This window comes from Pseudomonas corrugata (assembly GCF_001269905.1).
Classification (GTDB): domain Bacteria; phylum Pseudomonadota; class Gammaproteobacteria; order Pseudomonadales; family Pseudomonadaceae; genus Aquipseudomonas; species Aquipseudomonas corrugata.
This window is the reverse complement of the sequence record NZ_LHVK01000007.1, coordinates 177,444-195,655: the sequence shown is the minus strand read 5'-3', so window position 1 is coordinate 195,655 and position 18,212 is coordinate 177,444. Positions and strand designations below refer to the sequence as shown.

The following is an 18,212-nucleotide window of genomic DNA, read 5'->3' as shown; positions in this document are numbered from 1 at the left end:
GGTGGGAGCGAGCCTGCTCGCGAAGGCGCCGGTGTGAATCAAAGACTGATCGGCACCGCCTCGAACCGAACCCGCGGATGTGCGATCCGGTCCTGGGCACGGACCAGTTCCAGCTCATAGCTGGCGCACGCCTGGGTTTCCAACAGCACCTCATGCACCGCCGCAGCGGTGAATTCGCAGGCCGCCACCAGATTGTCTCCCAACAGGACCCGCGCCAGGAACAGCCCGGACGTCAGGTCGCCCACGCCAACAGGCTGGCGAGGAAAAGCCAGCAGGGGACGGCTCAAGTGCCAACTGCCATCGGCGGTCACCAGCAGCATCTCGAAGCGGTCCTCGGGCTTGCCGGGGTAGGCCAGGTGCTTGACCAGAACAGCCTTCGGCCCACGAGCCATGAGCGCGCGAGCCATGGCGAGGCAGTCGAGCAGCGACTGCGCCTTGCGCCCCGAGAAGCTGTCCAGCTCCAGTTGATTCGGGCACATGAGGTCAGCCACGGCCGCAGCCTCCTCCAACAGGAACTCACTGACCTCGGGTGCCACGATACAGCCCTTCTCCGGGTGTCCCATGACCGGATCGCACAGATACAGCGCCTTGGGGTTAGCGGCCTTGATCCGCGCCACACCCGTCAGAATCGCCCGCCCCTGCGCGGCACTGCCCAGATAGCCGGACAGCACTCCATCGCAATTGCCCAGCTCGCCAATCGCTGCGATGCCCTCGACCAATGCCGGTATCTGCTGCGGCGCAAACACTTCGCCGGCCCATTGGCCGTACTGGGTGTGATTGGAGAACTGCACGGTATTGAGCGGCCAGACATTCACGCCGACACGCTGCATGGGAAATACCGCAGCGCTGTTGCCTGCGTGACCGAATACCACATGGGACTGGATGGCAAGCAGATGAGGCGTCCGTTTCATGGGGGAGGGTTTCCGTAAAACGATTGAAATTCAAGCCGCGCAGTATGCGACTAAACACAGCCTGTACGACAGACCGGCGACACAGTTAAGCTGATAGCAACTTGTTGGAGCACTTCGTTCATGCTGACTCTTGGAAACATTTTCGTGCTGATGCTGCTGGCCACCGGTGGCGCGTGGTTATGGCACAACCATGGCTTGCGCGAACGGGCCCTGGCGAGAGTCGTGCAGCATTGCGCCAACCTCAAGATCGAGTTGCTGGACGGCAACGTAGCGTTGAAGAAGATCGGTTTCGTGAAGGATGGCAGTGGACGGCGGAGGCTGGCCCGAGTCTACAATTTCGAGTTCACCGTGACCGGTGAGTCCCGCCATACGGGTACCATCACCCAGTTCGGTGCCCACAGCGCGCAGATCGAACTCACGCCATATCCGATGCCCTTCGAAGAAACACCCGAAGCGCCGATTGAACCGGTCCAGACCAGGCCTCGGGCCGAGGTCATCGAGTTGAGCCAGTGGCGCCAGGAACACAACAAGTGGAAGCCTTGAAACAAAGCTGATTCACGGACGCCCACAGTTCGCCAGGCCGGCTTGGAGCGCTTCAACGTCCTGCGGCTCGCCGAAAATCAGTTCGAGCCGCGAGTCCTGGCGCCACTCGCTGGCTTGCCAGGTCAGCGCTCCCTTATCCAGTGCATTGGCCGACACCCAGCCATCGACGCTGTGGATAACCAGCTTCGCCCGTCTCCAGTTTCCGTTCTGCAGCCATTCCGTCAAGGCTGTCGGATCGAAGCGCTGGCTCGGGTGCCAACGCCAGCCGATGCTCCAGCCCTCTTCCCGCTGCTGATACAGGCAGATCGGCAACGTCGGATCGCTCCAGATCGCCGGCAGTTGGCCGACATCCCTGGGCACATTCAAGTTGTCCACAGCACCACTCCCCCGCACACCCAACCCCGGCAGCCTGTCGAGGGGCAATGCAGCCTGTTGCGTCCAGTGCTGCTCAAGAGGTGGTAGCTGGGCGGCGATGCGGGCACGGTCGGTTTCACTGAGGCCTTCGGACTTGTTCAGTACCAGCAGTCCGGCATGGGCCAGCGCTTGATGCTGCGCCTCGGGCAACGTTCTGCCCACGGCCAGCGCCCCGGCGTCCAGGACCATCACACAGGGCTGCACCGCCAGCACGCCGAGCCACGGCGGCTGTTGGAGCTGCTGCAGCAGTTGTGCAGGATGGCCCAGGCCGGACGGCTCGATAAACAGACGGTCCGGTCGCGCCTTGCGCAGCAGACGGCCGAGGCCGATCTGAAACGGAGCCCCGTTGACGCAGCACAAGCAGCCCCCAGCCACCTCCCCCAGTGCGATACCATCGGCCGCCTGAGTCAGCAAGGCGGCATCCAGGCCGATCTGGCCGAACTCGTTGATCAGCACCGCCCAGCGTTCATCGGCCGGGCGCTGGGCCAGCAGTTGCCTGATCAGGCTGGTCTTGCCGGCCCCCAAGGAACCGGCGATGACGTGGGTGGGGATGTTCTGCAACATAATCGGCGACTTTTGATGGAGGTAAATGATGCGGATAATCGGTTGGTGCTTGTTGGCGCTGATTTCGGACCAGGCACTGGCCCAAGCTTGCGTGGTTCACAGTCAAGCGGAGCGGCTCGATGTGAAAGTCTGCCAGCAAAACCGCAACATCCCGCCCAAACTGTTCGCCGACGGCTTCTGCCAACCGAACCTTGCCGGGCAAAAAGTCGACGTGCAATACGTCGATCAGTGCCCCGGCGGTGCCTTTGGCATCTGCAGCAACGCCCAAGTCGCCAATATGCCTTACCGCCAGGATATACACTATTACGGCGTAGCCACCGATACCGCTTATCTCAAGCCGTTTTGTGAAGGGAAAAGCCAGGGTATCTGGCTCAAGCCTTAGGCCAGCCAGTCCAGCGTGAGGATCAAGCGGCGTTCCCCCGGATCCGGCTCCGGCGAGCGATGAATCAGACCGAAGCCTTCATTACCCAGCCACTTTTCACCTTTTAGCAACGCCACTTCGCCAGTGCACAGCTGCTGGATCACCTGCCGATCACGGGGCTCGGCATCAGGTTGAGCCAGCCGTCGACGTTCCATGGCGCCCTCCTCAAGCCATTCGCTGCCAGCACCGGCGTACGTCGTGATCAGCCGCACCGGCACATGATCGACGTGAAAGCGTGGGCACATGGCCTTGTCCAGCGTCCGCAGGCGCAACCCGACCCGCTTGACGCCCAGCAGGCAGGCAAATGCGCTGACCAGCCAAGCGACATCGGCTACGAAGCCTTCATAGCCGTGCAGGTCGCTGAAACCGGCGGCAAGCCCCTTCAGTTCAGGTTGCGAGTCCTCCTCGGGCACATCGAGCACCAGTGACTCGGCCAACGGTTGATCCATTGAAAGCACCAACGCCGCAAAATCACTGATGTGCGCCGGAAGCTGACGCTGCCAGACCGCCAGGTTGGTGTCGTCTTCCAGAATCTGTGCCAGGGTCCGTGGGGTATCGCCCTGAACCTGCCGAACCTGGCGCTCCTGTTTCAGTGTGGGCGCCAGCATCAGGCCGCGACCTCGTCATGCCAGGAACCGAACGGGTCCGGCAACAAGCGCCAGCTCTCGATGCCGAGGGCCATTTCCGCATCCGTGAGCAGACATCCGTCCAGCTCTTCAGCGAGCAGGTCGAAGTCGATGTTCTGACCAATGAACACCAGCTCCTGACGGCAATCCCCAGTGCCGGGCAGCCAGTTTTTCATGATGGCAGCGGTGCTTTCCGCATCCTGGGGCCATTGATCCTTGGGCACGAACCGCCACCAGCGACCGGCAAACCCATGTCGCATCAACCCACCTGCCTGAGACCAACTGCCCGCCTCTTCAGGTTTGCTCGCTAGCCAGAAGAAGCCTTTGGAGCGCAGCAGCTTGCCATTGATCCAGGGTCGTTCGATCAGGTCGAAGAAGCGCTGGGGATGGAAAGGCCCGCGCGCCCGGTAGACTGTCGAAGCAATGCCATATTCCTCGGTCTCAGGCGCGTGCTCGCCGCGCAATACCTGCAGCCAGCCAGGCGCTTGAGCCGCACGCTCGAAATCAAAGCGACCGGTGTCGAGGATTTCTCCCAGGGGTACCTGCCCCATGACCATGGGCATAATCTTCGCGTGAGCGTTGAGACGCCTGAGGATAGCCACCAGTTCTTCCCGTTCGTGGCGGCTGATCAGATCGATCTTGCTGATCAGAATCACGTCGGCGAACTCGATCTGTTCAATCAGCAGATCCGTGATTGAACGTTCATCGTCCTCGCCCAGGGTTTCGCCCCGTGATGCCAGGCTCTCGGCGGCCTGGTAATCCGGCAGGAAGTTCAGGCCGTCGACTACCGTCACCATAGTGTCGAGCCGTGCGACATCGGCCAGGCTTCGGCCCTCTTCATCGCGGAACGTGAAGGTTTCAGCCACCGGCAAGGGTTCGGAAATGCCGGTGGACTCGATCAACAGGTAATCGAAGCGTCCTTCCCTGGCGAGGTGCCCGACTTCTTCCAGCAGATCCTCACGCAGCGTGCAGCAGATGCAACCGTTGCTCATCTCCACCAGCTTTTCTTCAGCACGGTTCAGGCTGACATTTCGCTGGACTTCGCTGCCATCGATGTTGATTTCGCTCATATCGTTGACGATTACTGCGACACGTAGATTGTCACGATTTCGTAGGACGTAGTTGAGCAGCGTGCTCTTACCGGCACCGAGAAACCCGGAGAGCACAGTTACGGGAAGACGATTGGGCATCAGGTATATCCTCATCGGACGGCCGTGTTGGAAGTGTGTGTTGTGGCGCGCTTTGTCAGGCTGCAGCTTCGGTCAGGGCGGCTTATTTTATGTTATAGTATAACGACAAATGCTCGCCAGCCCGAAATTCCAACTCTTCGAGTGTCACTGATGCGCATTATTTTAAAATTCGTATTCGCGTGCTGGATGCTGTCAGGCCCCCTGGAGGCGTCTGCCCAGACCTCGCTATTGGCAAATTGCACGCGCAGCGCGAACTTGCTGGCTTGTTCCGATGGGCAAGGGAATGCCTATAGCGTCATGACGGCTGGGAACACGGTTTATTTGCGCGGTTTTGAGGTGAAGGGCAGTCGGCATTGGGCACAAACGACCAGTCGCTACGGTCAATTGACGTTCTTCACGGGCTTGGCCTCGGACGGTGAAGCCTGGGTTGGTTACAGTCGACGCGTCGGCTGGACCACCCTGAATCGCTTTTCCAGTTCAGGCGGTGCAGCCGGTAAATTTATCTGCGGACGCATAAATGGCTGCCAGGATTCACGCTGATGTTTCACGTGGAACGATCATAAGAACCGCATGAAACTCTGTTCATGAAAAAGATCTAGTCGAATTTATCGTTACATTATAACATTAGCTTGACCCTACGACGGATCTTGATCATGAATGCATTTGCGCTTCCAGACATTGCTGCCCAAGCTTCGCGCCAAGCCTTGCCTCTCGATTGGGTGGGGATGTGTGGCGTCGCCTTGCCTGTGTTGATCGAAGGACAACAACTGAGCGCTATCGCGGACCTTGGCGTCAGCCTCGACGATGTGGACGCTCGCGGTATTCATATGTCCCGCCTGTACCTGGCGTTGGAGATGCTCGAAAACTCGCCGCTTTCTCCCCCACTGCTGCAACGTGTCTTACTGCATTTCCTGAACAGCCATGAAGGCCTTTCCCAAGCCGCCTCCCTGACCCTTCACACCGAATTGTTGCTCAAACGCCCTGCCCTGGTCAGCCCGTTATCAGGCTGGAAGCGCTACCCGGTGAGTATCGAAGCGCACCTCAAACACGCTGTGTTCCACGTGGAACTGAACATCCAGATACCCTACTCATCCACCTGCCCATGCTCGGCGGCACTTGCAAGGCAGCTGATCCAACAGCAGTTCGTGGATGATTTCGCGAATAAATCTTTGGAACATGCTGAGGTTCTGGCTTGGCTGGGTTCCTCAAAAGGGATCGTTGCTACGCCACACAGCCAACGCAGCATCGCGTCCCTGAACATTCGCTTGAGCGCGGGTACCAGCCAATTGCCGCTGCCGCGGATCATCAACCAGGCCGAAGCCGCCTTGGGCACCGCGGTACAAACCGCAGTCAAACGCGCCGACGAACAAGCATTCGCCCTCGCCAACGGTCAGAACCTGATGTTCTGCGAGGACGCCGCTCGACGATTGAGTCAGGCCTTGAGGCAGTCACCCGACGTCATGGCCCTCAATGTGCGCGTCGTTCACGCGGAAAGCCTGCATGCCCATGACGCCGTGGCGCAAAGTCGCTGGACACGGGAGGCAGCATGATCAGTTGCCAAGCCTTGCGTTGGGGCCCACCGGGACGTCCGCTCACACCCGAGCTGTATGTTGAGCGCCCCGCAGGCAGCCTGACGGCTATCATCGGCGCCAACGGTTCGGGCAAAAGCAGCCTGTTGAAAGTCCTCGCGGGGTTGCAAAAGCCCCTCTCCGGAAAACTCACCCTGACGGTTCCACGTCGGGGCGGCGTCTCGTTCCTGCCGCAGCAGCAACACCTGGATCGACAATTTCCCATCAGCCTGCAAGAGCTGATAGCCGCAGGAGCTTGGGGTAGCCGACACACACCGGCCCAGCGAAGCCAGCGACTCGGAACGGCGCTGGAGAACTGGGCGTTGACTGGCCTGGAAAATCGCCCACTCATGGCGTTGTCTGGAGGCGAATTACAACGCGCTTTACTCGCTCGCCTGAGTCTGGCTGAAGCGCCGTTGCTCTTACTCGATGAACCCCATGCAGCGCTCGATGAAGAGGGTCAGGCGTTGTTGTGGAAACACATTCACACCTGGCACGCCGAGGGCCGCACCCTCGTGGTTGTGTGTCATGACCTTGCCGCTGTACGCCAGCATATTCCCCACACATTGTCGGTCAGCCCCACAGGCTGCACGTTGGGTCGCAGCGTCGAAGTGATTACCCAACAACCTCATATGAAGGTGGCTTGATGCTCGCGGCCACTCATCTCTGGCAACCCTTTCAGGAATTCGTCTTCATGCGTCGGGCTTTGCTTGGTGGCCTGGTACTGGCCTGCAGCACAGCGCCGTTGGGGGTATTTCTGATCCTGCGCCGCATGAGCCTGATCGGCGATGCGGTGGCCCACGGCATTCTGCCCGGTGCCGCACTGGGCTTCTGGTTCGCCGGCTTGAGCCTGCCCGCCTTGACCTTGGGCGGCCTCGGCGCGGGCCTGGGCATGGCTGGACTCGCCGCTTGGGTGACCCGCCGAACCGGCCTGCGAGAAGATGCGAGCCTCGCGGCGATCTATCCCATTTCCCTCGCGGCCGGCGTGCTGATCCTCGGCGTCGCGGGCAAACGCCTGGATCTCCTGCACCTGTTATTCGGCTCGGCCCTGGCGGTGGACGGTCCGACGCTGACCGGCATGCTGTGGGTGTCGGCGGCCAGCTTGATTGCCATGGCGCTGATCTACCGCCCTTTATTACTCGACACGCTGGATCCGCTGTTCCTGCAAACCGTCAGCCGGCTCGGTCCGTTGGCCCACGGTGTGTTCCTGACTTTGGTGGTGCTGAACCTGGTGATTGGGTTCCAGGCCATTGGCGCTCTCATGGTGGTCGGCCTGATGATGTTGCCGGCCACCCCTGATGGCCATCGCTGCGCTGCTCGGTTGCCTCTCGGTCTGGTTTGGCCTGTTGCTGTCCTTCTATTTCTCATTGCCCAGCGGCCCGGCCATCGTGCTGGTTGCGGGGATGTTTTATCTGCTCTCCGTGATAGTCGGTCCGGTACACGGTCTGCTGCACCGCCCGCCCCTGTTCACATCCCCATGAGGTGTTTCCCGATGCGCGCCCTGCTCGTGCTATTCAGTTTGATGCTGTCGATGTCCTTGTCCGCCGCCGAGAAACTTCAGGTGGTTACCAGTTTCAGCATTCTTGCCGACATGACCCGACAGGTCGGTGGCGAGCATATCCAGATTACCAACATGGTCGGACCAGACGCCGATGCGCACACTTACGAACCGACGCCGGACGATGCCAAGGCGCTGCTCGGTGCAAAATTGATCATCAAGAATGGGTTGGGCTTCGAGCCTTGGCTGGATCGCCTGGTCACCAGCACGGAAACCGGCGCGCCCGTCATCAGCGCCAGTCATGGCGTGATTCCGCGCTCGCTGGATGAAGACGGGGAGACCGTTCCCGACCCACACGCCTGGCACAACCTGGCGAATGCCGAGCTGTATGTGAACAACATTACCAAGGCATTGGAAGCCGCCGACCCCGCCAACAAAGCCGATTATGAGCGCAACAGCCAAGCGTACCTGAAGAAGATCTACGCGCTGCTCGCGGATGCCAAGGCCAAGCTCGGTTCCCTGCCGCCAGGCAACCGCAAGATCGTGACGTCTCATGATGCATTCGGTTATCTGGGTCAGGCCTATGGCATCGACTTCATAGCACCACAGGGACTGTCCACTGAACGCGAGCCGTCAGCCGCCGAAGTCGCAGCGCTGATTACCCAGATTCGTCAGGCGCACGTCAAAGCGGTGTTCATGGAGAACATCAAGGACGCACGCCTGCTCAAGCAGATCGCCGATGAGAGCGGCGCTCAGATCGGCGGCACGCTGTACTCCGATGCCCTCGCTGCCAGCGGACCAGCCAGTTCCTTCACCGGCCTGTTCGAATACAACCTCAACACGCTGTACGACGCGCTGTCCAAACCGTAACCGTCAGTTTCACCTGCACAATGGTCAAGCCCTCGGCTTGACCGTTCCGCAATCCTGCCCCAACCACACGGCCCGGGTATCGAGGCTGCCATTCTGCTGGATGCCAGTGGCATTGAAGGTACCGTTGACCTTGGTAGTAAATTCCCGATCGCTCTGGAATGTCGCGATACCATTGCCCTGGGCTTTCGGGCAACTGAAGCGAAACTTCCACTGATTGCCGGTGCGCTCGGTGATCTGCTGTTTGCATCCCGACTGCGGATCCTGCAACGGGATGTCATTGGTCTGGACCTGGGCCGGCGTCAGGCATACCCGGATCCCCTTCCCGCCCATGGTAATGCCTTGCTTTTCCAGCATTGCCCGTTGCTCCGGGGTGATCTGGTTCTGCAGCTGGCCGAGAATAAGTTGCAGGTCTGGCAGGTTCTGGTTATCGACTTTCATGTTGCTTGTAGTCAGTTCCCACAAACCAGGCTGAAGCATTTGCGCCTGAGCCGCCACAGGAACTGACAAGCCAACCGCCAAGGCCAAACTCAGCAGACGAACATTCATTGCAAGAACTCCAGAGGACAGGTGGCCGTTAGACGCCGCCCACGGGCTTCGGTTCAGGCTCGGCGACAGTGAATTAAATAGCGACATTCGCCATGGAACATGGTTTGTTAGGCATTGAAACTTCAGGAGCAAGGCTGCCCATGGATTATTTTGGACCGCATGTTTTCGGTTACCTGATTGCGTTGTTTCATACCCTGGGTTCCATCGCCGCGGTACACGCGGTGTTGACGGTGCGCACCGCCCAAGGCTCGATCGCCTGGGCCCTGTCATTGGTATTTATTCCGTACCTGACGTTGGTTCCCTATCTGGTGTTCGGTCGCAGCACCTTTGACGGCTACATCCAGGCACGCCGCCAAGCCAACGAAGAAATGCGCAAGGCGATGTCCGAGCTGAACTGGCGTCCATGGGTCGAAGAGGCCCTGACTGCCCGTGCATCCCAGGCCTACGCCTCGCTACGCGCCATGCCCAAGCTGGGCCGAACGCCCTGCCTGGCGAACAATGAAGTACGTCTACTCATCAACGGTCACGTCACGTTCGAAGCCATTTTCCAGGCCATCGAGAACGCCAGGGAAGCGGTACTGATCCAGTTCTTCATCATTCATGACGACCGGTTGGGCCAGCGCCTGCAGGCGTTACTTCTGAAAAAAGCCGCCGAAGGGGTTGCGGTATATCTGTTGTATGACCGGATCGGCAGCCACGCCTTGCCCCATCACTATGTTCAGGCGTTGCGTGATGGGGGTGTCCATGTCAAAGCATTCGCAACCCGTAGCGGTTGGCTCAATCGTTTCCAGGTCAATTTTCGCAACCACCGCAAGATCGTCGCGGTGGACGGCGCGTTGGGGTTCGTCGGTGGACACAACGTGGGCGACGAATACATGGGGGAGATACCTCCATTGTCGCCGTGGCGCGACACCCACGTCGAGGTGCGCGGCCCCGTGGTGGCGAGCATGCAAGAGTCATTTGCCGAAGACTGGTTCTGGGCTGCCCGTTCGCTGCCGCCCCTGATCCTGCCAGACACCTACCCCGATGATGGCGTGCTCTGCCAATTGCTGGCCAGCGGGCCGGCCGATGCCCAGGAAACCTGTTCGCTTTTTTTCGTCGAAGCCATTCATGCGGCCAGCGAACGGGTCTGGATAACCACGCCCTACTTCATTCCTGACGAGTCAGTATTCGCTGCATTACGCCTGGCGGTGCTGCGCGGGGTAGACGTGCGTATCCTCCTGCCTTCACGACCGGACCATAAAGTCGTCTATGCCGCCTCCAGCCTGTATGCGTTCGAAGCGGTACGGGCCGGTGTACGGGTATTCCGTTTCGAGCCGGGGTTCTTGCATCAGAAGGTGGTATTGATCGACCGGGAAATCAGCGCCATCGGCAGCGCTAACCTGGACAACCGTTCGTTTCGGTTGAATTTCGAAGTGATGCTGCTGACGGTGGATATTCCGTTCGCTACCGAGGTGGAGCAGATGCTTGAAAAAGACTTCGCTCAAGCCCACGAGATCGCCAAGGAAGAAAGCCGGGAAACCCACCGATTGCAAAAAGTCGGCATGCGAATCGCCCGGCTCATTTCGCCAATACTCTAAGGCGTGTAGATATCGTCCCGAGTCCAGGGCAAATCATGGCTGCCATCGGCGTAGGCCTTCACGGCCAGAATTTGATGCAGGTTGATCCAGCCCTTGGCGAACGCATAAGCGCATCCAGCCAGGTACAGGCGCCAGATTCGCAACGCCTGCTCCGGCACTTCTTTCGATGCGGCCTCCAGATTGTCTTCGAGCCGTTCACTCCAGTGATCCAGCGTGCGCGCGTAGTGCAGGCGCAAGCTCTCCACATCGACAATCTCCAGCCCCGCCTCGCTGATCTGGGCCGAAATCATTGAAAGATGCGGCAACTCGCCATTGGGGAAAACGTACTTCTCGATGAAGTCCCCCGCGCCACGTCCTACCGGACGGCCATCGGTATGTTTGGCCGTGATGCCGTGATTCATCACCAGCCCACCCTCGCGGACCGCACCGAACAACGTCTTGCAGTATTGCTCCAGATTGGCGTGGCCGACGTGCTCGAACATGCCGACACTGACCACTTTGTCGAACCGGCCATCCTGCGGGAGGTCCCGGTAATCCAGCAACTGCAACTCCACCTGATCCTCCAGGCCCTCCGCTTGGACTCGCTCCCGGGCCAGGGCCAGCTGCGCTTTGCTCAGGGTGATACCGAACACCCTGACACCGAACTCCCGCGCCGCATAACGTGCCAACCCACCCCATCCGCAGCCGACATCCAGCAGGTATTCACCGGGCTGCAGGCGCAGCTTGCGGCACAGGTGACGGAACTTGGCTTGTTGGGCCTGTTCTAGGGTTTCGCTGCCCGTCTCGAAATAGGCACAGGAATAGGCCATGTCGCTGTCGAGCCACAGCTGATAAAACGCGTTGGAGAGGTCGTAGTGATAGGAAATCGCCTTGGCGTCGGCTTCCTTGTCATGGACTGAACGTACGGGCAGGCTATCACCCTCCTCGTCCACCAGCGCCTGACTCCATTCATCACAGACCCGTATCACTTCGCTGATCGAGCCTTCAAGCTCCAGCTTGCCTTCTACAAACGCCGCCCCAAGTGCGTCCAGGCTGGGATGGGTAAGTTTCGCGACCATTTGTGGGTCCTTGACCACAATCGTGACGCTGGGGTCGGCACCCAGCGTGAATTCATGGCCGTCCCAGAGCCGCAGCCGAAGCGACAGGTGGAGATTCTGTAAGGCCGGTGGAAGTTGCGCGAGCATGAAGTAACCCCCTTGTTTCAGACGTCTGAAATGAGGGTAGACCATCGTAGAAAAATAGCAGGCTATCCAATTTATAGCCTTTTTCTATCGTTGCCCGTATTCACTCCCTGAGCCGGTACTGCCAACTGTTACACCCTCTTCCACCATGGACTGCAAGTGCCGCGCGCAAGTTCTACCCCTGCTCCTGGACTTTCAGCAATGGCTCCTGAAAGCGTAGCAGCCTTCCGGCGTTACCTAACACCAACAAGGTGCTCAGGTTATGCAGCAGTGCGGCAATCATCGCCCCCGCCGCTCCAAGCCAACCGAACGCGGCAAAAGCGACAATCGCCAGCGTCCAGCCCAGGCCAATGATCACGTTGACCTGCAAGGTGTGCCGGCACTGGCGGCTGAGGCGTACGCAGGTGCCGAGTCGCCTCAGGTCGCTGCCGATAAGAACGATATCCGCCGATGCCAGGGCGATATCCGCGCCGCCGGCCCCCATGGCGACACCCACCACCCCGGCCTTGAGCGCCAGAGAGTCGTTGATGCCGTCACCGACGACCATGGGCCGGAAGCCATTGTCGATCTCCGTCATGACCCTCTTGAGTTTGTCCTCCGGTAGCGCCTGGGCCTGTACATCGGCGATGCCAACTTGCCGCGCCAACGTACTTGCCACACTCTGGCGGTCACCGGTCAGCAACAGTTGCCGCCCCAGGCCCAACGTCCGCAACTCGGCCATGGCGACCTGCGCTTCCGGCTTGACGCTATCGGCCAGCAGCAACCAGGCGAGGAACTCTCCATCCAGAGCCAGCCCGGCAATCGGGCCATCATGATCGGGCACCATTGAGGTTTCGATGCCTAGCTGAGCAAACAATTCAGGTCGGCCAAGGGCTGCTTCGCCCTGGCTGGTCATCGCCACAACGCCCAGGCCCTGTCGCTCGTGAATCTGCGCCAACGGCAGATACTCCTCCTGCTCCACCAGCCCTGCCAACGCCCGGCTGACCGGATGGCTGCTGGCGGAGCCGAGACTCGCGGCCAACGGCAACAGGAACGGCTGATCGCTCCCCGTGCTTTCGATGGATTGCAGGCGCAAAGAGCCGTAAGTCAACGTCCCGGTCTTGTCGACAACCAGTGACGTCAGGTCCGCCAGCTCCTCCAGGAAAGCCGAGCTACGGATCAGGATGCCATGGCGCGCCGCCACCGCGATTCCCGCAATGGCGGTCGCCGGCGCAGACAACACCAGAGCACAAGGACAGGCCGCCACCAACACCGCCAACATCGCCTGAGCATCGTTGGTAATGAACCAGGTCACCGCCGCGAGCAGTAACACCAACACCAGATAGCTGCCGGCATAGCGCTCCAGCAATCGTGTAATGGGGGGCTTGGAGCGTTCGGCGTTTTGCATCAGGGCGATGACTTTACCCAATGTCGACTCGTGCCCCGTACGGGTTACTTCCAGGCGCAGCAATCCATCGAGGTTGATCGCACCACCAAACACCTCAGTGCCTACGCCTGCTTCCAGCGGCACGGACTCACCCGTAATAGGTGCAGTGTCGAGACTCGCCTGACCGGACAGTACCCGGCCATCGGCCGGTACGCGATCACCGGCACGCACCTCCACCGTATCGCCGGGTTGCAACGTGGCGTTGTCGACTTCAATGATCGAGCCATCAGCCAACACCTTGCGACCCAGGCTGCGCGTCAGTTGTCCCAAGGCATGGATGGCTTCCTGGGAACCGATGACACTACGCTCCTCCAGCACATGGCCGAAAATCATGATGATCGGCAGCAGCGCAGCGGTCAGCAGATCCCCAGTAGCCCAGGCCCCCAGCATCGCCAAGGCGATCAGTTGATCGGTGATGCCGTGCAGGCTTGGATAACGCAGGCTGTACCATGCCGAACGCATCACCGGTACCGCGACCAATAGTGAAGCGAAACCCAACAGCAACTGGCTGACCCCGGTCTGCTCCGGCGACCAGAGGCGCCATACCAGACCCAGCGCGAGCAGACCGAGGGCAAGCATCGCCAGGGTCAACTGTCGGGCGGCCGTGCGTTGTTCGGCGTAAGACAACATCGGAACGGCGGCGGCTTGAGCGCTCATTGCTCAGCTCCCTGAATGATCAAACGGGAATCGTCTTTAGGGTCGACCGTGGTCACTGACCCGGCCTGGCGCAGAATGCCTGGGATGCGCTCGCGATAAAGGCGTAGCAGCATTTGTGGATCAGCATCTTTGGTCTTCGCCAGGCTGAGCACCGTGGCGGTGTCAGCCGAGGCTTTGGCGAGCCGTTCGCTTGCCTGGGCGTGAGCCACTTGCAGAGCACGGTCGGAATCCTGGCGAGCAGTCTGCGTCAGTTTCTCGGCTTCGGTGCGGGCATTGGCAACGGCTTTATCAGCCTGCTGACTGGCCGTCAACACCGCATTGAATGCGCCCACCGCAGGACCCGGCAGACTCGACTGGACGTCGACCCGTACCACCTCGATCCCGAGCCCCTGCCCCGTTGCCGCCAGATCGGCCAGCCGTCGGTTGATACCTTGCACGAGATCACCGCGCAGGCGTTCGCGGCGTTCGGCGGCCTGGTTGTCACTGCCAATCAGTTCGGGGCGAGCGACCAGAATCGTGTCCAGATCCCGAGCCGCTGTAAGGGTCACAGCGCTACGGGTGACGAGGCGGTCCAGTGCCGGGAGGACATGCTCGCCCTGCAAGACGAACGCATAGGGTTCAGTGACCTTATAGAACACCCGCACATCCAGTTGTACCACCCCGGCGTCGCCGGTCAATAAATAGCCAGAGCCAGCCAGGGCATCACTGACCGGCGAGGCAAAACTGGCGACACGATCAGCCTGCAAGGCCGCATCCGAGCGCAGCAGGTTTTCCACTCGCCGCTCCAGGACCCGATCCGCAGCCGGCAGCAGGACTACTTGCTCCACGGGACGCGGCCATGCCAACAGAAGCCCGGCGTTCTGAATACGATCCAGCGCGCCAAAGCGCAAGACCACAGCCCGGTTTTGAGGGTCGATCTGCCGAACGTTGGAAAAGGCCCAGGCCAATGCCGCCAGGACCGTGACTGCGTAAAGCGCCAGAAATGCCACGCGTCCAGCCTGAACCCAGGGGCTGGATAACTCATTTGTTCCACGTGGAACCACACTCATGGTTGTGTTCCACCTTTGAGTTCCACGGACGGTGGTCCATCGACCAACACCCGGAATGGCGCTGCATCGGTGCGCAAGATCAACTTGGTAGCGGGGCTGACAATCGTGCCCAAGGTGTCCAGCGAGCGCAGCAGGTTATACAGCTGAGGCGAACCGGCGTAGGCCTTGCCATAGATTTCAGCGGCCTCGACCCGGGACTGAGCCTCGATATCGGCGGCTTTCACCGTGGCATCCGCCTGCACGATCCGCGCATCCCGTTCAGCGGCGGAACGAATTTGCGCCGCTTCGCGCTTACCAATGGCGGTGCGTTCGGTGGCGATGGTTTCCCGCTCGGCACGCATGCGATCCACCGTCGCGGTCAACGTCACCGAAGGCAAGGTCAGACGCTCGATGCCCACTTGCAGCACTCGCACGCCATAAGTGGCGAGCAACTGCTGTTCGATCTGCTGGCGCAGCTGCGCTTCGAAATCGTCAATGCGCACTTGGCTGGCGTCGGTGTTGACCAGATTCGCCAGGTCAAAACTGGCAGCCGTGGTTTCCAGGGCTGATCCCACGAACGTGCGAATCTGTCGGGCGGCCTCGTCCGGTTGGTTCTGCACCGCACGCATGAAACGCTGGACGTTGGCCGGATCACCCTGCACCTGCCACGCTACGTAGGCCTGAACAATGATGCGCAAGCCGTCACGGGTACCGACATCCTGCAGACCGCTGGAGGTTGTGCGCAGTCGCAAGTCCACCGGAATCGCTGCCTCGAACGGCGTCGGCCAGCGCCAACCCAGGCCAGGCTGCAAAAGTACCCGTGCCGGATTGCCAAAGCGGGTGATGACGGTCGCCTCCCCCGAGCGCACCTGGACCAGGCTCGCGGCCGCGACGGCAAAGGCGACCAGCAGCGCCGCCCAGCCCATTCGCCGCCAGGGAAATGGACCCGCTTCCTGCGGGTCGCCGTGATGATGGTGATGATGCCCATGATGGTGACCGGCATGGCCGTGGTCATGATGGGCGTGATCGTGATGATCGTGGGAAGAAGACTGGCTCAATGGGCAGCTCCTGGCTGTACAAGGTTACGCGGCGATGCGGGATCGGCCGGAAGCGTGAAAGTGCGCAGATCGATGGTCGGCGCGTTGCCGCCGCCCAGACGGTGATCGAGAATCAGCAACCTGGAACTGCCAAGGCCCCGGCTCAGTTGGCTGAGGTACTGCTCCAGCACAAAGGCGTGGCCGGCCGTGGCGTATGCCTTGCGTTCGGCGCTGAAGCGCAAGTCGGAGGCCTGGGCAGTCGCGTTGATTTCTCGGGCGGTGGCCTGGGCTTGGTCGTGGGCAACACTGGCTTGCAGCTGTGCCTGATTGGTCTGCTCCGCCGCCGCACCACGTTCCCGGGCAATCAATGCCTGGGCACCGATCTGCGCCGCCTGCACACCGTGGTAGGCATTGGCCGCTCCCGCGGGTGGGTGGATCGCCTCGACGACAGTTGCCAGGATCTCCACGCCGCTGTTGAGCGCCTGCAAATCGTTCTGTACAGCCCGACCGATTTCATCGGCCAGGCTGACACGATCGGCCCCCAACAAACCGTCCAACGTACGCGAGGCAAACTCATGCACCAGGATGCGGCTGGCGGTGCTGCGAATCAGAGTAGGAATGTCGGCACTGTTGTAGGTCGCAGCCAGCGCCGCGGCATCGGTAAGGCCGATGCGATAGACAAAACGCACATCCATGTTGACGATCTGGAAGCTCTGCTGATCGGCACGACGGCTGGCAATCACCTGGGATTTATCGTTCACATGGCTGGCGTCCCACAAACGATTGGCAATCGCCGGTGCCGGTCCCTCCGCCGAGTCGGCCTCCGTGCTCACCCGGCTTTCGCCCACGCTGGTGGCCAGTTCATGGACGATACCGTTTTCGATGTTCAGCACCCGACCCAGCGGCCAGGGCAGACCGAACTGCAGGCCAGGACCGAACACCTCCACCGGCTTTCCAAAACGCTCATAGATGCCGCGCCCTTGCAGCGGCACTTCGTGCACGCCGGTGAGCAGCCAACCCACCAGCGATACCAGCGCCAGCACCGGCAAAAAAGCACGACGCATGTAGCTGAACGCCCAGATCTGGCGCAGGTCGATGCCGAAGCGGTTGTGCAGTTCATGCTGCAGGGCCAGCAAGGGCTGCGGTGGCCAGCGCAGCAGGTCAGCGATGACGCTGCGGCCAAGCAAGGTCGGCTCCAGGGACTCCCGGCGCGGGCTGAACAATGACAGCAGGGCCCGCAGCAATAGTTCCAGCGCCGCCAGCCCCGGCAACACTCCCATCAGCACCGCCAGGCGCACCGGCCAGATGGACGATTCACTAGCGAACAACAGGCACAGCGCGCCGAGCACCAACACGATAATCGCCAGGCGGGCCAGCTGCGCCAATGGCGATGCCTCCGGCCACTCGATAGAGGGTTGCTGGGCCAGTTGGCGTTCAAATACCAACAAGCCGAACGCCAACAACAATGAAAGCACTGCCCCCACACTGGCCGATGCGCCAAGCATGGCCGGCGGCAGCGCCAGATTCCAGGCTTGTTGCAGACTCAGCAGCGCCAACCCCGCCCAACCGGCCAGCCACAGAGTCGGCGCGCCGATCTGATTCAGCAGGCCGATCCAGCGCGCGCTGATGCGCTCCAGCAGTCGCTCATACCAGCCGGACGGCTCAACCGGGTCGTGCTCGACGACTGGGATAACCGCCGTCGGCAGCAATGCTCTGCTGCGCCATTGCGTCACCCACCAAGCGGATTGCAGACCGGCCCCCAGCACCAGCAGCGCGGCACTCTGACTCGCCAACAAAGCCGGCCACATCGATTGCGGCGAAAACAGCCCGACAAAGAAGCCGGACACCAACCCCGCACCCGCCAGGACGGCCAGCGCAAAAGCGATCCGCCGAATGCGTCGCCCTTGGGACTGTGCCTGCTGAAAGCGTGGCCGCTCGGCCACCAGTGCCCCCTCGACATCAAGATCGACTTGCATACCACCCCAGCACTTGTGGCGATCAAAAACCGGGCATGTGGACAGACACCACAGCCTTTTCGTTATATGGCGTTACCTTATAACCATAGCTGTGAAATTTCTGTTTTTAATTCTTCATGTTGGATGGCAAATCCGGTGAGATGAACAGGACCTTTGTGGCGAGGGGATTTATCCCC

At 60.7% G+C, this 18,212-nt stretch carries 17 protein-coding genes and 1 pseudogene; 8 read left to right on the top strand and 10 right to left on the bottom strand.

Annotated features, from left to right (window positions below; all coding sequences use genetic code 11):
• Positions 1 to 38: 38 nt before the first annotated feature.
• Positions 39 to 911, bottom strand: coding sequence for a pyridoxal kinase PdxY (gene pdxY, locus AD665_RS10565; RefSeq protein ID WP_024777830.1), 873 nt, complete (start codon positions 909 to 911; stop codon positions 39 to 41).
• Positions 912 to 1,031: 120 nt separating this feature from the next.
• Between pdxY and AD665_RS10560 the strand changes: the two genes are divergently transcribed.
• On the top strand, positions 1,032 to 1,454 hold the full coding sequence (locus AD665_RS10560; protein WP_024777829.1) for a DUF3301 domain-containing protein: 423 nt from the start codon (positions 1,032 to 1,034) through the stop codon (positions 1,452 to 1,454).
• Positions 1,455 to 1,466: 12 nt separating this feature from the next.
• Here the strand turns inward: AD665_RS10560 and AD665_RS10555 are convergent, their stop codons facing one another.
• Entirely contained in the window at positions 1,467 to 2,432 is a 966-nt protein-coding gene (locus tag AD665_RS10555; protein WP_053192021.1) for a CobW family GTP-binding protein, read from the bottom strand.
• 28 nt (positions 2,433 to 2,460) lie between these two features.
• Here AD665_RS10555 and AD665_RS10550 point away from each other — a divergent pair, with 28 nt between their 5' ends.
• A complete protein-coding gene (locus AD665_RS10550) occupies positions 2,461 to 2,814 on the top strand; it encodes a hypothetical protein (protein ID WP_024777827.1) in 354 nt (117 codons plus the stop codon).
• Here AD665_RS10550 and AD665_RS10545 read toward each other — a convergent pair.
• Both AD665_RS10545 and zigA read right to left on the bottom strand, forming a co-directional pair.
• The gene (locus tag AD665_RS10545) at positions 2,811 to 3,461 is read right to left on the bottom strand and encodes a DUF1826 domain-containing protein (protein WP_024777826.1); all 651 of its coding nucleotides are present in this window, start codon (positions 3,459 to 3,461) and stop codon (positions 2,811 to 2,813) included. The two genes, AD665_RS10550 and AD665_RS10545, sit on opposite strands and share 4 nt — an antisense overlap.
• Positions 3,461 to 4,669, bottom strand: a complete 1,209-nt coding sequence (gene zigA / locus AD665_RS10540; RefSeq protein WP_053192019.1) for a zinc metallochaperone GTPase ZigA — start codon at positions 4,667 to 4,669, stop codon at positions 3,461 to 3,463. The genes AD665_RS10545 and zigA overlap by 1 nt, the downstream gene beginning before the upstream one ends.
• Positions 4,670 to 4,819: 150 nt before the next feature.
• Here zigA and AD665_RS26835 point away from each other — a divergent pair, with 150 nt between their 5' ends.
• The 5 genes and pseudogenes from AD665_RS26835 (at position 4,820) to AD665_RS10525 (ending at position 8,605) form a co-directional block, all read left to right on the top strand.
• On the top strand, positions 4,820 to 5,209 hold the full coding sequence (locus tag AD665_RS26835) for a glutamine synthetase (protein ID WP_080996581.1): 390 nt from the start codon (positions 4,820 to 4,822) through the stop codon (positions 5,207 to 5,209).
• 113 nt (positions 5,210 to 5,322) lie between these two features.
• Entirely contained in the window at positions 5,323 to 6,219 is an 897-nt protein-coding gene (gene folE2 / locus AD665_RS10535) for a GTP cyclohydrolase FolE2 (protein ID WP_053192017.1), read from the top strand.
• Positions 6,216 to 6,884: a metal ABC transporter ATP-binding protein gene (locus AD665_RS10530; protein ID WP_024777822.1), complete on the top strand. Its 669-nt coding sequence runs from the start codon at positions 6,216 to 6,218 to the stop codon at positions 6,882 to 6,884. Before folE2 ends, AD665_RS10530 begins: the two co-directional genes overlap by 4 nt.
• A pseudogene (locus AD665_RS26830) lies at positions 6,884 to 7,718 on the top strand (metal ABC transporter permease). The gene AD665_RS10530 and the pseudogene AD665_RS26830 overlap by 1 nt, the downstream one beginning before the upstream one ends.
• Before the next feature lie 11 nt (positions 7,719 to 7,729).
• Positions 7,730 to 8,605, top strand: coding sequence for a metal ABC transporter substrate-binding protein (locus AD665_RS10525; RefSeq protein ID WP_053192119.1), 876 nt, complete (start codon positions 7,730 to 7,732; stop codon positions 8,603 to 8,605).
• Between the two features lie 24 nt (positions 8,606 to 8,629).
• On the opposite strand, the gene AD665_RS10520 is transcribed toward AD665_RS10525, so the two are convergent.
• Complete coding sequence (locus AD665_RS10520; protein ID WP_024777819.1) at positions 8,630 to 9,151, bottom strand: DUF3617 domain-containing protein; 522 nt, start codon at positions 9,149 to 9,151, stop codon at positions 8,630 to 8,632.
• 140 nt (positions 9,152 to 9,291) lie between these two features.
• Here AD665_RS10520 and cls point away from each other — a divergent pair, with 140 nt between their 5' ends.
• Positions 9,292 to 10,731: a cardiolipin synthase gene (gene cls / locus AD665_RS10515; RefSeq protein ID WP_024777818.1), complete on the top strand. Its 1,440-nt coding sequence runs from the start codon at positions 9,292 to 9,294 to the stop codon at positions 10,729 to 10,731.
• Here cls and cfaB read toward each other — a convergent pair.
• From cfaB to hflK (AD665_RS10490), 5 genes are all read right to left on the bottom strand, one after another.
• Positions 10,728 to 11,915 carry a C17 cyclopropane fatty acid synthase CfaB gene (gene cfaB, locus AD665_RS10510; protein ID WP_024777817.1) on the bottom strand — a complete coding sequence of 396 codons (1,188 nt, stop codon included), beginning with the start codon at positions 11,913 to 11,915 and terminating at the stop codon, positions 10,728 to 10,730. The genes cls and cfaB overlap by 4 nt on opposite strands.
• 172 nt (positions 11,916 to 12,087) lie before the next feature.
• A complete protein-coding gene (locus AD665_RS10505; RefSeq protein ID WP_053192015.1) occupies positions 12,088 to 13,995 on the bottom strand; it encodes a heavy metal translocating P-type ATPase in 1,908 nt (635 codons plus the stop codon).
• Positions 13,992 to 15,044: a protease modulator HflK gene (gene hflK / locus AD665_RS10500; protein ID WP_024777815.1), complete on the bottom strand. Its 1,053-nt coding sequence runs from the start codon at positions 15,042 to 15,044 to the stop codon at positions 13,992 to 13,994. The genes AD665_RS10505 and hflK (AD665_RS10500) overlap by 4 nt, the downstream gene beginning before the upstream one ends.
• Complete coding sequence (gene hflC / locus AD665_RS10495) at positions 15,041 to 16,081, bottom strand: protease modulator HflC (protein ID WP_053192013.1); 1,041 nt, start codon at positions 16,079 to 16,081, stop codon at positions 15,041 to 15,043. The genes hflK (AD665_RS10500) and hflC overlap by 4 nt, the downstream gene beginning before the upstream one ends.
• Positions 16,078 to 18,036, bottom strand: a complete 1,959-nt coding sequence (hflK, locus tag AD665_RS10490) for a protease modulator HflK (protein ID WP_053192011.1) — start codon at positions 18,034 to 18,036, stop codon at positions 16,078 to 16,080. The genes hflC and hflK (AD665_RS10490) overlap by 4 nt, the downstream gene beginning before the upstream one ends.
• Positions 18,037 to 18,212: the final 176 nt, after the last annotated feature.

What these genes read in the sequence shown, in the direction of transcription:
- pdxY (WP_024777830.1), bottom strand. Translation starts at nt 911, where the DNA reads ATGAAACGGACGCCTCATCTGCTTGCCATCCAGTCCCATGTGGTATTC.
- AD665_RS10560 (WP_024777829.1), top strand. Translation starts at nt 1,032, where the DNA reads ATGCTGACTCTTGGAAACATTTTCGTGCTGATGCTGCTGGCCACCGGT.
- AD665_RS10555 (WP_053192021.1), bottom strand. Translation starts at nt 2,432, where the DNA reads ATGTTGCAGAACATCCCCACCCACGTCATCGCCGGTTCCTTGGGGGCC.
- AD665_RS10550 (WP_024777827.1), top strand. Translation starts at nt 2,461, where the DNA reads ATGCGGATAATCGGTTGGTGCTTGTTGGCGCTGATTTCGGACCAGGCA.
- AD665_RS10545 (WP_024777826.1), bottom strand. Translation starts at nt 3,461, where the DNA reads ATGCTGGCGCCCACACTGAAACAGGAGCGCCAGGTTCGGCAGGTTCAG.
- zigA (WP_053192019.1), bottom strand. Translation starts at nt 4,669, where the DNA reads ATGCCCAATCGTCTTCCCGTAACTGTGCTCTCCGGGTTTCTCGGTGCC.
- AD665_RS26835 (WP_080996581.1), top strand. Translation starts at nt 4,820, where the DNA reads ATGCGCATTATTTTAAAATTCGTATTCGCGTGCTGGATGCTGTCAGGC.
- folE2 (WP_053192017.1), top strand. Translation starts at nt 5,323, where the DNA reads ATGAATGCATTTGCGCTTCCAGACATTGCTGCCCAAGCTTCGCGCCAA.
- AD665_RS10530 (WP_024777822.1), top strand. Translation starts at nt 6,216, where the DNA reads ATGATCAGTTGCCAAGCCTTGCGTTGGGGCCCACCGGGACGTCCGCTC.
- AD665_RS10525 (WP_053192119.1), top strand. Translation starts at nt 7,730, where the DNA reads ATGCGCGCCCTGCTCGTGCTATTCAGTTTGATGCTGTCGATGTCCTTG.
- AD665_RS10520 (WP_024777819.1), bottom strand. Translation starts at nt 9,151, where the DNA reads ATGAATGTTCGTCTGCTGAGTTTGGCCTTGGCGGTTGGCTTGTCAGTT.
- cls (WP_024777818.1), top strand. Translation starts at nt 9,292, where the DNA reads ATGGATTATTTTGGACCGCATGTTTTCGGTTACCTGATTGCGTTGTTT.
- cfaB (WP_024777817.1), bottom strand. Translation starts at nt 11,915, where the DNA reads ATGCTCGCGCAACTTCCACCGGCCTTACAGAATCTCCACCTGTCGCTT.
- AD665_RS10505 (WP_053192015.1), bottom strand. Translation starts at nt 13,995, where the DNA reads ATGAGCGCTCAAGCCGCCGCCGTTCCGATGTTGTCTTACGCCGAACAA.
- hflK (WP_024777815.1), bottom strand. Translation starts at nt 15,044, where the DNA reads ATGAGTGTGGTTCCACGTGGAACAAATGAGTTATCCAGCCCCTGGGTT.
- hflK (WP_053192011.1), bottom strand. Translation starts at nt 18,036, where the DNA reads ATGCAAGTCGATCTTGATGTCGAGGGGGCACTGGTGGCCGAGCGGCCA.